Genomic DNA, 13,483 nt, shown 5'->3' on the forward strand with positions numbered 1-13,483 from the left:
TCCATTAATCATTAGACGGTGAATAGACGGGAATGGCAGACTGCCAGTCTCTTGGTGCGATATCGGTCATCACAACTCCGCCGCTGTGCCAGTTGCCCCGCTTGTCAACCCAGGGTGCAATCCAGATTTTCAGGATTTGAGCGGGTGTGCGGTTGGGTATCGCTTCGGGCGTTACAAAACGAAGATCGGGTTCTGAATAGTTTTTGGGAGCTGAAGGAAACAGGTTTTCAGCAGACGTTGAACCGGTATCCTGATAGACCTGTCTTGCCGATTTACATACGCCTTTGCCGGGTTCCGGGCAGGCATACTCAGCTTCACCAACACCAAACAGTGAGCAGCCCTGAATAACAGGTACCAGCGAAACCATCAGAAGCAATGCTCTGGTATCGTGTTTACACATAGAAAAAGCCTCGAAAGATTAGTTCTTAAGACCACGGGTGAGAATCAGGTCCACCTTACGTTCGGCGCTGATTTCAATGACGGGCACCATCTGGTCAGCCAGCTGCAGGTAAAAATCTGCCAGCTTTTCCAATGCTTTGTTACTGCCCTTAATCAAAGAGCTTTGCAGAGCTTGGCTGCCCTTTAAGCCAGACTGAAAAGGAGACTGAATCTGGCCGTTCTGGTTGGGGATTACAGACAAGACTGGGACGGGTTTGGTATCAAAGGCCTCACTGATACCGCTGAGAAAGCCTGCCATAGCCGCCTTGGCCATAACCTGCCCCTGTTTACTGACCAGCCTGCCACGTAATCCGGCTTTGCCATCTTCTCCGGCGATATAACCTTCTAAAGGTCGTTCAATCACTTCTTCCTTGTCGTTGTATTTGAGGATGCACGACAGGGTTTCACTGCGAAGATAAGCCCGCTCGGAACTCAGATCGCCATAGCCTGATGCCAGAACAAAGCACTCCCTGACGTTAGTGCGATAGCGATTGGGCAAAATGGCAGAAGCTTTGATGCGGATAAGGACAGGATAAGGTTCACGTCTTGCGCCTTGCCCTGTCGGAACATCCAGCCCGGTGATTAACTGGCCGGATAGCAGACTTCCGGCCGGTAAGCGCAAAAGCTTTGGTTTATCCTCTGGTTTTGAATTTAGGGTGACTGCCTGAGGGTTGGTAGTTCCTAATACCCGGATAGGTCTGGGTGGTTGAGGAGGTGTGTCATAGTAATCAGTTTCGTTGTATTGGGTTGTTGGTGATTGACTGTAATGATTCCACTGCAATACATCCGGAACAGACTCTGGTAGCGGAGGTTCAGGAACAGAGAGTGTGGGTTGATCGGGCTTCTTCAGCTGGCTAATTTCCTGTTGCAACCTCTCCATTTCTTGCTGATACGCTTCATGCAAAGCTTTTTGTTGCTGATGGATGCGTTCCAGATCACCACTGATACGGTTCAGAGTTAACTCTTTCGGTGGCACTCCGGTAAAGTCCACAGAGGAGGTGGTTTGCTCCGGAGTTTTAGTAATGTCTGAATCCTGCCGTTTACTGGTTGTAAAAATCAGGGTGACCAGAACCACTGCGGTACCCAGCACAATGCCATAACGCTTTATTCTTGGTGTTAAATAATGGTTGATGGTGTTCATTGCTTGATGATTATTTGGTCAGCAGGGAAGGGCGCAATATGGGAGCAGATTCATAATCAGGCGTATTCAGAAGAATAAACACCTCTCTTCGCTGGCCAGGATGCAGGGTGTTATTTGGCCACATTGCGACAGCGGCAGTGTGGCTGCCCTGACAGTTTTTTTCATGGAATGTAAGCGGTTTTTCGGTGTTATTTCGGGCAGTACCTATCAGAATGCTGAAGTGATGCCCCTGAACCTGCTGGCCTTTGGAAAAATCAAACATCAGGCCGTCCTGCTCGCAATGCTGAATATCAGATTGATGCAAAACGCTCAGTTCATAACCTTCCGGTATTTGTCCCTTCACCAGCGCAGCAAGCACTTCCGTGATAGCCTGCTGATAGTCCGAGGCTTCTTCGAATCGTTTTGCTAATGCCTTGTTATGGCTGATTTTTTGCTGCCATTGTTTTGATAGTGACAGTTGGATTTCTTTGGGAGGAACATCCAGTGGTGTTACCAGCAAAGAAAGGGCATGAGACTCATTATCATGAGGAGTGATGTAGACGACAAAAGGTTTTTCTTGCTGCGAAGAGAGATAAATCACTGAACCTTCAATCCGAATATCAGCCTGATCAATAGTTCGAATCTGGGGAGCGGCAAAAGGCGTGACAATTCGATTCAGGTGTAGACGACTCAGGGTTATGGGTTGCTGTTGACCCGGTGATACCTGCAACTTGACTGGTGCAGCTGCCAGAGTCAATGAACAGTAAAAACAGACAGCAACAAAAAGCGTTTTGTTCATAGAGGAATCTCTGAATAAAGGAAGGGTTACTTGAGATCAGATTCAATCTGGATGACAGCAAGCACAGGGCGATAACGGATCAGACTGAACTGAAAGGTAAAGGTTTTCTGCCCAGACATGCGCTGATGGCCTGATGAGAGAGCACTGTTCCCCGTCACTCTGACCTCATGAGTGTTTTCATCAAAGTCAAGCTGCAATGGCTCAAAGCTCAGGGAAACATTGTCTTCCCGTAACTGGTGGAACTGCCGATTCAATGTTTCATGGACTTGCCGGTGCAGATTAGGTGAAAGCAGACTTTGCAGCCTGGATTCAACAAACGACAGATTCTGTGGATTGAGATTGCCCAGCAATTCAGCCAGAGACAGCCCCCACCATTCGTAATAGATCTGCGAAGCCTCACCGGAGTGAATGACGATCTGCCCATCCATCAATGGCAAAGTCAGCTCAACAGCCGGTTTGCGACTCAGGCAGTGGATCAGCAGCAGTGCATTCGTCAGCACCAGTACCAGCAGCATCAGTCTGTCCACGCAGAGCTGCTGACGCCATTGCTTCAAACGACGCAGATAGTCTTGAATGGTCATTTTCGGGAAGGGTAAAAGACCCGAACATAAGGGTTGGGCAAGGTTCTGGCTTTTACAAAATAAAAGCCCAGCCAGTAAAGCCGGTGGCTCAGGTGGCCGTCGGGGTGACGATCCCGAAACCGGCGATAGACACGAATCGCCATCCAGCCCAGAAACATGCCCAGCAGCAGCTGGTCAAACCAGATACCCCAGATCAGGCCGACGGCTACGGGGTAGATTTCATCCAGAGACCAGAACAGGAACTGGATGGGGTCGTTGATGGTGCGGGGGATTTCCATGATGTCTCTCAGAAAGTTCGGGTTTGTTCGAATATTTCGTTTATTGCTATTTCGTTTATTTCGATTAAACTGCAGTTAAGGAAAAAACTTAGTAAATATTCGATCAGGGAATACCTATGACTACAAAAGACAAACTGACTCTGCCTACTGCTGAAGAGATTGCGATTGCACAAGAGTGCAGCCGGGAAATTTCAGCCTTTCTTGAGACGGGTGCTAAATCTCAGCAAATTGATATCAGCTCTAAGGATGGGGAAAAGCATGCGTTGTCGATTCCAACCAGAGCGTTGAGCCTGCTGGTTGATATTCTGGCGCAACTTGGACAGGGCAATGCGGTAAAAATCATCCCGATCCATGCGGAACTGACCACTCAGGAAGCCGCTGATATTCTCAATGTTTCCCGGCCTTATCTGGTCAGAATGCTGGATGAGGGGGAAATCCCTCACCACAAGGTTGGTCGGCATCGCAGAGTCCGGTATCAGGATTTAATGGATTACAAAGCAGCTATAGATGCTAAACGACTCTCAGCTTTGGATGAGTTGTCATCCCTCTCCCAGATGAACGATCCGGAGTATTAATGGCTTCTCAATTTACTGCTGTTTTTGATGCCTGTGTTCTTTATCCTTCGGTGTTAAGAGACGTGTTGTTAAGGTTGGCGATAACAGACACTTTTCGCGCCAAGTGGACAGACAAAATTCATGATGAGTGGACTCGCAATCTGAAAGCCAATCGTCCAGACATTGATGAGAACTACCTCAATAAAACCCGACAGCTGATGAACGCTCATGTCCGGGATGCAGTGGTTGAAGGCTTTGAGCACTTGATTGATTCAGTTCAACTACCAGATCAGGATGACCGGCATGTTGTTGCAGCGGCAATTGTCGCTAATGCCGATGTCATAGTGACTTATAACCTGAAAGACTTTCCTGATGAAGCCCTAACCCCATATGAACTTCAGGCTATTCATCCTGACAGCTTTATTCATGATCTGATTGATCTGCATCCGGCAGAAGTCATTGGCGTGATCCGCTCGGCGAGAGGTGCTTTAAAAAAACCATCATTGACGGTTGATGAATATCTGAGCAGGCTAAGAAAGCAAAGGTTGCCGGAAACGGTCACCTGGCTAGAGTCAATGAAGCTCGTTTTGTAAGAGGTAAGCCTTTTTACCGAAACAAGGTAGAAGTCGAAATCTCATCCTGAACATGGTGATATAAAACTTTTTCATCGGCGGTGAAGTGAAGAATGGCGTATCTCTTCAGATTTGGTTGCTTGATAACTGTTGATATGGCTTGGTGTTATATCGTGATAGCGCGCTTCCAGCCGCTTGCGACTGTCCTCCCGCTGCTGGTCGAAATCCAACCTTGACCCTTTGCCCGTCAGAGTTTCCAGATTCAACTGTTTCAGAGTATCGGCATTCAACTCTGGCAGTTTGTTTTGCAGTTTTAACAATGCCAGCCACTCGCTAAGGTCAATCTGGTTCCAGTTCACAGCTTGCAGAGTTTCAGGCGTTATACCCGAGCAATCGGGATGTTCGGCAGAGCCCCATCCAGTGTTCAGCTGCTTCCTGATCTGCACTTGCATGATGCGGGAAAGGGGTGAACTGAAACAGCAATAGCGGTTGTACTCCATGCTGCTCAATCCCAAAAACTTGTTTTCCCTGTAGCTGCCGACTTTATGGCAGGTTTTCATCTCCCGTTTGGCGGCTAATTCAAATTCTTCGGTTTCACATTTGTTGGTGATCTGAATAATCAGTTTGGTCATGGTGTATGCCGTATAGATCATGGTGACGACGCTGATCGCTGAGGTGATGGCCGGGTTCATAATCAGGGTTTGTTGGCTCAGCTGATTGCCCTGAGAAGCCAGGTTGTTACCAACCGTTCGAAAAAGCAGATTGGTGGCATCCTCGCCCAGAATTTTATGAACGACTTCTGCCATCTTTCGCATCAGTTGTTGCTGCATATTGCCGAGCATAGACTTCTGAGCTTCATGCGACAGTTCTCCGGCAATGGGCTTGGCAGTGGCAGCCTGGGTATGAACTTCAGCCGGTGTCGGCCATAGCCTTTCTGTGAGCTTGTCCCAGCTTTTGCCTAAATCGGACCATAGATTCTTTGCAGGCTGACTGAGCTTGTTGATGCCCTCCATCAGTGGTTCCCTCATTTTCTGATAAGACCCAGTCAGCTGATTGGGAAAATTCCCCTGTAGATGGATTGCTGATTGATCAAATAGATAGCCCATCAGCAGCAGGTTCAAATAGCTGGCAAAATTCACATGGGTAGGTAGATTGCAGCAGTCCACCATATTTAAAATGCCTTGTTTGCAGGTGCAGGGCTTGCCGCTGAATATCTTGCATCCACTCCCGTCCTGATTGCACTGCATATCGTGCGCCATATGTTTTGCAGCATGGAGACGGCTGACGGCACTGGCAAAGTCAGTGTTATCCGCATCGGTAATATTGGCCTGACACTCGCCTAACATGCACTGCATGGGTTGACCTTCGCAGTGAATACTTTCCTCGATACCGATGCGATTCACGTGGCCTTTGTAGCCACAGTCATAACGATCCTGTCGGGTATAACAGATGCCGGACTTTTCCCCTAAACAACGGCTGTCCAGAAACTCACAGTGAGGGTTATTGGCATAGTGAGCACAGTGATCCGGCGGAGATTTTGATGATCTCGTTTTGTAGAAGAAACAGTCGACTTCAGCCTTGGCCATTTTACAGTCCGAAGGTAATTCTGGAGACAGTGAAGAGAACAGAGGGACGGTTTTGCCGTGTACGGTATATTCAGCCGCAGGCAGTCGTTCAAGGCAGTGAAACGACAGCTTGCATAGACCATCGTTATGCCACTGCTGCATATTGGCCAGCTGCTCTTGTTGTGCCAAGGTCCCCCAATGGTCTGATGAAACCAGCTGGCTAAGATCAAAATACAGACGGACCAAGGCAAAGCCTTCCCCTTTATCACCGACGGAGGTTCTTAACCGAAAGGATATATCGGGTGCTCCGGACTGAATGACTTCCCTGGCAAGGCTGACTTCCTGGTTCAGGTAATAGTTTTTATCCCGGTCACACCGGCCACCGGATTCTGGCGGAAAATCTGGGTTGCTTTGCCATAGCTTGTGATCATTCAGCCAGAGTTGAATGCGGTCATCCCAGCGGGCATCGACCAGTTTGGCTTGATTGAGGGCTTCGGGTTTCAGCATTTTCACCGTCAGTGACTCTTCCTTAATACAGCAGCGGCAGCGGTAGTAGTTGTCAGCACTGCGGCTGATGCCCAACCGGATTTCCAGGCAACCTTCTGTGTCTGAACCACTGTCGCAGGCTCTTAGGCCGGAGATACTGCTGCCTCGTATATGTTTCAAAAAAGGCTGGACAGTCAGATGGCGATTGAGCGTCAGGCTGTGATCTTTAACTAGGACCCGGCTGCACTCCCTGATGTCCGGGCTGTGTACCTGACGGTCTTGTTTCAGTACCAGTGTTCTTTGGTAGTCACAGCCTCTGAAATGTCGACGTAGTCGTGCGATCGTGGCACTCATTTCGCTCTGCCCATCTAAAGAGTTGTCGTATATGGGATTGCCATTAGCATCTGTAGGCCAGTGCTTCTGTTTAGATCAGGTGTTGGGGTGCTGCAGGGCCTTAATACTTTGTTCTACAGGGTGGAGAATCGTGTGTTCGTTGGCATCGGGGTAATATCGATCCGGTGACTGGTTCAATAGGCGCCATGCTTCACCTACGGGGGATTGTTCAGTTTCCAGTTGTTGCGCCCGCTGTTCACCAAAAGATTGTAAGCCATCGAAATCTTCATTTTGATAATAACTTTCCAACTTCCGACGCTGAGTAGTGTCTGAAGGTTTTTCCATCATCAGGTTTGGTACCTGGTTGGTAGTAGGCTGAGGGTTTCTTGTAATAGCTTCAGATTGCTGGTTAATCTGATGGAGCCAGGTGGAGCGGGTATGCTGCTCAAATGTGCGAATGGCTTCCTGAGTGGTTTCTGCCATTGCCGTGTGAAAGCAGAAAGCTAACAACCGAGCCAGTAGGTTGTAGCAGGCACGTATTGTCATTGACTGACGGTCTGGCAACAATCCCGATATTGCCAAAGCAGATACATAGCGTCGTCTTTAGCCAATGGGTGACGATGCATTCCCCATGTTGCGGCTGAAGCCCCGATCCAGTGTGCATTCTGCTTCTCCGGCTCAGGCCAGAACATGCTCATTTTGTACTGGCTTTTGGGGAGCCAGGGAGTGATACGGCTCTGGCACTGGGCCTCTTCTCCTATGGTTTTTCTGCCAAGACCAATCCGGTGAATTTTGGCTAGAGCTCGTGTTGCCAGCAGACTGGTGTTATCGGCAAAGTGACCGTAGGTGCTGGTAAAACCGGACAATGGATAAAGGGAACCCCAGCTACCAGCGCACCAGTGTAGATTATCCATAGGTTGTGAGTTCAAAGCGGCTAGGCCATCAGTTGTACAAGCATTAATCGCCGCAGGATTGGCATAAGCAGCCAGGTCGGGAGAGAGCAGGGCGGCCAGCTCCGGGTGATTCCACGACGGGTCTACTTCTGACAAATTCAGCAGATCAAAATCCACCAGATCACTGGTACAGCCCCCAATGCCGGTATACATATTCAGCATTTCAATCAGTGGCAGGCTGTAAACATGAGCGTGGAGATAGGTTAAGCCTTTGGGAATATTGGCAGAACCCAGTGTTCCCCAACGACGCTGGTCAACCATAGATAGCTTGTGACCACCCAATGCCATCAGGCAGCCGGGACTGCGGGTAAGTTCAATCAGCTTTTGAGGTCGCCAGAAGCCGGTAGTCACGCCAGGGTGAAACATGCCAGCGCTGTCTTCGCAGAAACATGACCCCGTAATGGTGTTAGCTCTGTCATCAGGCTCTTTACCCGAACCCATTTTTGCCAGTCCGATACGAATGGGAAACAGCTCTTTCCAGGGTACAGAATTAATCAACTTCTCTGACAGAATGGGTACGTTCTGGCACAGGGCTATTGATGGGTTGTCTGTGGTTTCCTGCGCAGAGGCAGATTGTGCAGACATGGAAATCAAAGCTCTTGCCCATGACACCACATCAATGGCAGAAAACTGTGATACTGCTGCTGTTATCACTCGCCAGTGATTCAGGTTTTCTGGTGTCATTAATGCGGGCAAGGTAGTCAGTTGAAAGCGATGAATCAGCTCCGGGGGCATGATGTAAATTGGATGTTCATGCCAGAGACTGGATAGTTTTTGAAACTGTTGCAGTGATCCACTGGATACCAAAACCAGCGCATCAGGATATTGCTGTAACCATGGAATCACAGCCTTCAATTGCTGACGATCGTTAATATTCACGGCAACCACTGGGTCATGGGCGAGCCCGATCCTGTTTCAGGAGTGACGTTACACATCCGCTTTAATGGTTCAACGCCTTCTGTAATGCAACTGAGCCAGGCAGAGTTCCGCCAGCTAAAGGCATATATGGGAAGTTCGCAACAGCTACTGCAATGGCTTGCTCCCAAACTGAGCGGCAGAGAAGCATTTATTCACTTTCTTATGGATATGACCGCCGGACTGTCTGAACAGGATGAAGGCTCCCGACAGCAAATTGAAAAGCAAATCGATACGCTGGCAGAGTGGCCGGATCATGAGTTTAACCTGGAGTTTGAGTGGGAGCAGCTGGGTAGAACATTGACTGACTCAGGTAGAGTTAAAGACAAGACTGCGGGTCATGAACCCGATACAGAGACAATCTATGAAGGAGAGGATATCAATAGACTCATTTATCAGGCTATGAACAGCCAGTTTTGGGGAAGCCAGAAATCTACCTCAACCGGAGCAACAGGAAGTGGTAATAGTGGAAGTTACGGGCAAAGGGGGGGGCGGAGCACAGGTGGAGCCAGTGATAGAGAAGATGATAATGATGAACGGAGAGAGCGAGAGCTATTAGGTAACATGGAAGCGTTAAGTTTATCAAAACATCCCGTACTGAGAATAGTCTTTGTTGGGCAACAAGATGTTGGCAAATCATCACTAGGCAATCGGTTAGTCGGCTGGAAACCTTTTAAAGTAATTCCAGTTTTCAATGAAAATTCAGATCCTGTTTATCGATTTGGCGATTTAGAAATAAGATCTTTAAAAGGGTATGGGGATTTTGATCATGATGCTGATTACTTTAAAGGTCGATTTATTCAAGATCAAGAAATTCACCCCGACGATCTGGTTGTTTTTGTATTTGATCATGATCTGAATGGGTTTGATAAAGGAGCTATTAGCGCTTTAACAAAAAATGGGAATAAGATTGTTTTTGTTTGTAACAAGATTGATACATGCGTTGATCAAGAAAAAGAGAAAGAGCTGTTTAAAAAGAAGTTTGAAGAAAATTTAAAAAAATTAAAACTACATAAAACTCCAGAGCTGGTTTTTGCATGTTCCATTTCAGAAAAACAAGATGAGCTTGTGCCTACCAAAAAATTAGAGGATGTGATTCTTTCGGTTCTGGAAGAAGATAAACAAAAAAAAGAGCTTTTTGAACATTTCATTAAATCGAGAATACGTCCAGATAATAGGTTCATGACACTGATAAAAAAGAAGATCGAAAAGAAAGTTCAAGATTCTGATGGTAAATTACCTGACTTGAAAGAGATTAACAGCATTGTGTCGGATACTATTGTTTCCTACATAATACCGAAAGTATTCCCAGAAGAAACTATTACTGACAATTTCAAAAAATTTAATGCTGATTTTAATAAAGTTGTAAACAAACTTAAAAATATAGTACCTGATGAAGACTGTGAATTTTTTCTAAAAGTATGTAATGAAAGTAGCAAGAAGGGTTATTCAAAAGAGACTGCGGGGGTTACTGGTGCTGTTGTAGGGGGAGCTGTCGGCACACAATTTGGTGGGTCGTGGGGGTCTCTCGCTGGAGCCGCTCTTGGAGGTACACTCGGAGGACTGATTGGAATTGGTGGAGCCATGAGTGTTAATTATTTGTTCATGGATGATTTACGCATTAATCTTACTGAATACAGAAAATGCAGGGAAGATGTTCAGAAAGCTTTGGACAAAAGAATGAAAAATGAAATTTCAAAGATTTCCCCTCAAAAAGTGCAAGTCATGATAAAAGGAGTACTTCAGTACCATGAGCATCATAAAATAAAGAAAATCAGAGAGAGATACCGCCATATAATGGAGAAGTTTGATCCATGGGTTCATGAGCTTGGTAAAATAATAAAAGATGCAACACAGATATTGAGGCGTCTGGTTGAAGACGTGCTTACGTATTATCAGCTACACTTTGACGAAATTTATGCTCTCACCTACGAGTCTGTAACTGTTAGTTTGGACTTGCCAGAAACATACGAAGAGGTTCCAAACCAGTCGGTATCCAATCAGGCTATCCAGCAAGTTCAACCGGATGCCATTGTTTCTACTTCCTTACCTCCCGCCAAACCAGCCCATATATTGCAAAACGATCAGCCATTACCTGAGGAAATGACCGTTGAGCAAAATGCAGAGGTGTTGCAAGCACCTCATACTTCGGAGCTGCAATCAATACAGGACACACAGCCTGCAGTTCTTTTACGACTTGTAGAAAAGGCAGCCGATGGGGGTGGCAGCATGGGAAAGTGGGCAAAGCCCCTGTATGGCATCCACCTGAGAAATGGTGACTTATTTGATGAGCACATTGGTGATATGACCGAGCCTGTAGTTGTGGCAGTGAGTGGTTATGGTGTCACCGATGACGGGTATGCTTTTTTACTGTTCCGTAATTCAAAAAACGGAGAGTTCAACAGCTTTCATATCCTCCAGGGCCGCGACTACCCGGAGTTTATGGATAAAGAGGCCACAGTTAAGTACTTAAGGGCAGAGAAAAAACAATTAAAAGATGCTCTTTCGGTGAATAGGTTCAGTGACCTGTATGGCAGGGAGGCGGACCTGGGCAGGTTGAGAGAAATTTACTCACAGCTTTTCGGTGAAAAATGGAACTACAAGAAAGATAACAATTGTATGACATTCAGCCTACAAGCACTTGATGCCACACCTCTGAACCGAGAGACTTGGCTACATAGCGCTTCTCCACAAGGAGTACATTCACCCTACCACATCATGAAAGCGTTCAGGGAAAGCGAGGAAAAGGATTATTCAGCAGCAATGCATAATCCTTTAACCAACAATCTCGGCCTTCCTGACTGGCTAATTAACCCAATCCAGCCATAACCAGTGCACCAAGCTTTTGATGAATCCGTTGGCGACAAAAAACACCACCCCTTGCCCTGTAAAACATAACTTGGAAACCACTTTTTCATGGACTGGTCTGTTCATTTTAACGAGGGATTTTCTGAACGTTCGTTATATCCCTGTAACCCAGGAAAACCTGTCCAATTTTGACGTTAAGCTATCTGCCGTCTAATTTTTAGGCGGCTCACTAAGAGAGGTGGAAGTCATCGGTCCTTGAGCGATGGTTGTTCTGTTTCTACTATGAAATTTCAATTCTTACTCTTCTGGTATCTTGCTTTAATTTTTGAAGGCTCGGCTCGAGCTGCTTGTGATGGGCTTACTTTCAACAATGATCACTTCTGTGATGAAGAAGATGTGACCTTCCCCCATGGCCAGTGTGTCACTGCAGATATAGTCGTTTCTGGCCCTGGTGGCCAGGGTAACTATTCTTCAGCCAAGACATCATGTACTACTGGAGTAAGCGTTCAAGCAGGGTATAGACTCCCCCTACTTATCGAGATCGGATTTTAACGAATTGGCCCCGAATTTCTCTTTCCAGATTCGCGGGATTAGCTCCCGGATATCTCGAGCCGGATGGTAACTGATGCGCTGAAGCACATCGACGAAGTACTTGTATGGATCAATGCCTGCAAGAAGACAACTGACGATTAACGTCTGGAACACGGCTACATTGACTGCCCCTTCTTCTGTCCAGCAAAAAAGCCAGTTCTTTCTCCCCATCGGGATACACCTGAGACTTCGCTCCAGGTGATTCGTATCAATGGCGACATCCGGATTATCCAGATAAAGCCGTAGCTCTTTTTCCCGTTTGTTCACGTAGCCAAGAGCCTTGCTCAATGGGTTGCTTTTCACCAGATTCAGGCGACGAAGTTGTTCTTTATGCCAGTTAAAGAACTGATCAACCAGTGGCTTGGCATTCTGTTGGCGGTATTCCTGCTTTGCTTCGCCTTGCAGCCCAGCTTTGCGGATTTCGTCTTCGACTTGATAGATCGCACCTATGCAGTCCAGCGCCTCTTTTGCGGCTTCTGGCTCGACCTCTTGTGACTTGACGAAGTACCTCCTGCTATGTGTCCAGCACTGGGCATGGATGATTTTGGGATATTTCATGCACAGGCGGTCGTATTCCGAATAACCATCGGTCAGCAAGACCCCCTTATACTCTTTCAGATAAGGCTCTACGACCCTGCCAGAACGAGTGGTGGAGAAGGTAAAAGCTATCTCATTCTGGTCTCCGTAAAAACACCAGAAGTAGCCTCTTTGCATCTTGCCCTTGCTTTTACGGCCCGCTTTTCCGGGCGTTTCATCCAGAGTGAGGACATGACTTTCCAGACAGCTGTTGAGCACTTCGTCAGCGATGGGTTTGAGTAACTGCCCGGCACGCTGCTCAAGATGTGTCAGGGTTCCACGGCTGATGGTAATACCACTGGACTCAAGTTTCTGATGCTGGCGGTAAAGCGGTGCGTGAAAGCGGTACTTCTCTACCAGCAGACCTGCGATAAAGCTGACATCGGCAAAGCTGCGATCAAATAATCCTGATGGTGCGGCTACCGTTGTTAGCGTCTGGCTGGGCTTATGGCGAACGACTTCGCGCTGATATTTCAGGATGACATAGCTGGCAGGGCGCTGCGCCAGCCGATAGGTGTACTTGTAGTCAATGATTTCGTACTGGTCTGCGTCTTCACCCTTCATTTCTGCAGCAGGCATCGGGATGAGTTCAATCGGTACATCTTCAGTAAAGCGCAGTCCCTGATCGGTCACACAGTCTTCAGGGCGATTCTTTTTCCGCCGTTCGTAAGTGATGGTTTCTGTGGGAGTTTCCTGCTCTTCAGGCTTGTCCTGAAGGATTTCTCCCAGCGCCAGCTGGTCCGGATTCTCAATCAGGCGCTTTTCGGATTTTTCACCAAATAGCTGTTGTTTAAACCAGGCCAGCTGATGTTTAAGAGAAGCTATTTCCTGATCACGCTCCGACAGCAAGACCAGGATCTGCTGGAGCAGGTCCTGGTCAGTGGTGCCGGGGGTCGAAACAGGTAATTTCATGG

At 47.4% G+C, this 13,483-nt stretch carries 12 protein-coding genes; 3 read left to right on the forward strand and 9 right to left on the reverse strand.

Annotated elements, in window-relative coordinates:
• Positions 1 to 4: 4 nt before the first annotated feature.
• From ACOMHB_RS12605 to traL, 5 genes are read right to left on the reverse strand one after another with little or no spacing between them, the layout of a single operon-like run.
• Positions 5 to 400 carry a TraV family lipoprotein gene (locus ACOMHB_RS12605; protein ID WP_448216882.1) on the reverse strand — a complete coding sequence of 132 codons (396 nt, stop codon included), beginning with the start codon at positions 398 to 400 and terminating at the stop codon, positions 5 to 7.
• A gap of 18 nt (positions 401 to 418) precedes the next feature.
• The gene (locus tag ACOMHB_RS12610; RefSeq protein WP_448216883.1) at positions 419 to 1,579 is read right to left on the reverse strand and encodes a TraB/VirB10 family protein; all 1,161 of its coding nucleotides are present in this window, start codon (positions 1,577 to 1,579) and stop codon (positions 419 to 421) included.
• Positions 1,580 to 1,589: 10 nt separating this feature from the next.
• Entirely contained in the window at positions 1,590 to 2,357 is a 768-nt protein-coding gene (locus tag ACOMHB_RS12615) for a hypothetical protein (protein WP_448216884.1), read from the reverse strand.
• A 26-nt stretch (positions 2,358 to 2,383) separates the two neighbouring features.
• Positions 2,384 to 2,938, reverse strand: a complete 555-nt coding sequence (locus tag ACOMHB_RS12620; protein WP_448216885.1) for a TraE/TraK family type IV conjugative transfer system protein — start codon at positions 2,936 to 2,938, stop codon at positions 2,384 to 2,386.
• Positions 2,935 to 3,216 carry a type IV conjugative transfer system protein TraL gene (gene traL, locus ACOMHB_RS12625; RefSeq protein WP_252180164.1) on the reverse strand — a complete coding sequence of 94 codons (282 nt, stop codon included), beginning with the start codon at positions 3,214 to 3,216 and terminating at the stop codon, positions 2,935 to 2,937. The genes ACOMHB_RS12620 and traL overlap by 4 nt, the downstream gene beginning before the upstream one ends.
• A 116-nt stretch (positions 3,217 to 3,332) precedes the next feature.
• Here traL and ACOMHB_RS12630 point away from each other — a divergent pair, with 116 nt between their 5' ends.
• Positions 3,333 to 3,791, forward strand: coding sequence for a helix-turn-helix domain-containing protein (locus ACOMHB_RS12630; protein WP_257279627.1), 459 nt, complete (start codon positions 3,333 to 3,335; stop codon positions 3,789 to 3,791).
• The gene (locus ACOMHB_RS12635; RefSeq protein ID WP_422137535.1) at positions 3,791 to 4,363 is read left to right on the forward strand and encodes a VapC50 family PIN domain-containing toxin; all 573 of its coding nucleotides are present in this window, start codon (positions 3,791 to 3,793) and stop codon (positions 4,361 to 4,363) included. The genes ACOMHB_RS12630 and ACOMHB_RS12635 overlap by 1 nt, the downstream gene beginning before the upstream one ends.
• 71 nt (positions 4,364 to 4,434) lie before the next feature.
• On the opposite strand, the gene traN is transcribed toward ACOMHB_RS12635, so the two are convergent.
• From traN to ACOMHB_RS12650, 3 genes are all read right to left on the reverse strand, one after another.
• Positions 4,435 to 6,747, reverse strand: coding sequence for a conjugal transfer protein TraN (gene traN, locus ACOMHB_RS12640; RefSeq protein WP_448216886.1), 2,313 nt, complete (start codon positions 6,745 to 6,747; stop codon positions 4,435 to 4,437).
• Positions 6,748 to 6,822: 75 nt separating this feature from the next.
• Positions 6,823 to 7,272: a hypothetical protein gene (locus ACOMHB_RS12645; protein WP_448216887.1), complete on the reverse strand. Its 450-nt coding sequence runs from the start codon at positions 7,270 to 7,272 to the stop codon at positions 6,823 to 6,825.
• Positions 7,269 to 8,558 (reverse strand): TraU family protein, encoded by a 1,290-nt coding sequence (locus tag ACOMHB_RS12650; protein ID WP_448216888.1) that lies wholly within the window; start codon positions 8,556 to 8,558, stop codon positions 7,269 to 7,271. The genes ACOMHB_RS12645 and ACOMHB_RS12650 overlap by 4 nt, the downstream gene beginning before the upstream one ends.
• On the opposite strand from ACOMHB_RS12650, the gene ACOMHB_RS12655 reads away from it, so the two are divergent.
• Positions 8,535 to 11,423, forward strand: coding sequence for a P-loop NTPase family protein (locus ACOMHB_RS12655; RefSeq protein WP_448216889.1), 2,889 nt, complete (start codon positions 8,535 to 8,537; stop codon positions 11,421 to 11,423). The genes ACOMHB_RS12650 and ACOMHB_RS12655 overlap by 24 nt on opposite strands.
• 507 nt (positions 11,424 to 11,930) lie before the next feature.
• Here ACOMHB_RS12655 and tnpC read toward each other — a convergent pair.
• Entirely contained in the window at positions 11,931 to 13,481 is a 1,551-nt protein-coding gene (gene tnpC, locus ACOMHB_RS12660; RefSeq protein WP_448215512.1) for an IS66 family transposase, read from the reverse strand.
• Between the last annotated feature and the right edge of the window lie 2 nt (positions 13,482 to 13,483).

Source organism: Endozoicomonas sp. 2B-B (genome assembly GCF_053470045.1).

Bases quoted from the DNA above. Each gene is read 5' to 3' on its own strand.
- traN (WP_448216886.1), bottom strand. From the start codon at position 6,747: ATGAGTGCCACGATCGCACGACTACGTCGACATTTCAGAGGCTGTGAC.
- tnpC (WP_448215512.1), bottom strand. From the start codon at position 13,481: ATGAAATTACCTGTTTCGACCCCCGGCACCACTGACCAGGACCTGCTC.
- ACOMHB_RS12605 (WP_448216882.1), bottom strand. From the start codon at position 400: ATGTGTAAACACGATACCAGAGCATTGCTTCTGATGGTTTCGCTGGTA.
- ACOMHB_RS12630 (WP_257279627.1), top strand. From the start codon at position 3,333: ATGACTACAAAAGACAAACTGACTCTGCCTACTGCTGAAGAGATTGCG.
- ACOMHB_RS12615 (WP_448216884.1), bottom strand. From the start codon at position 2,357: ATGAACAAAACGCTTTTTGTTGCTGTCTGTTTTTACTGTTCATTGACT.
- traL (WP_252180164.1), bottom strand. From the start codon at position 3,216: ATGGAAATCCCCCGCACCATCAACGACCCCATCCAGTTCCTGTTCTGG.
- ACOMHB_RS12620 (WP_448216885.1), bottom strand. From the start codon at position 2,938: ATGACCATTCAAGACTATCTGCGTCGTTTGAAGCAATGGCGTCAGCAG.
- ACOMHB_RS12610 (WP_448216883.1), bottom strand. From the start codon at position 1,579: ATGAACACCATCAACCATTATTTAACACCAAGAATAAAGCGTTATGGC.
- ACOMHB_RS12635 (WP_422137535.1), top strand. From the start codon at position 3,791: ATGGCTTCTCAATTTACTGCTGTTTTTGATGCCTGTGTTCTTTATCCT.
- ACOMHB_RS12645 (WP_448216887.1), bottom strand. From the start codon at position 7,272: ATGACAATACGTGCCTGCTACAACCTACTGGCTCGGTTGTTAGCTTTC.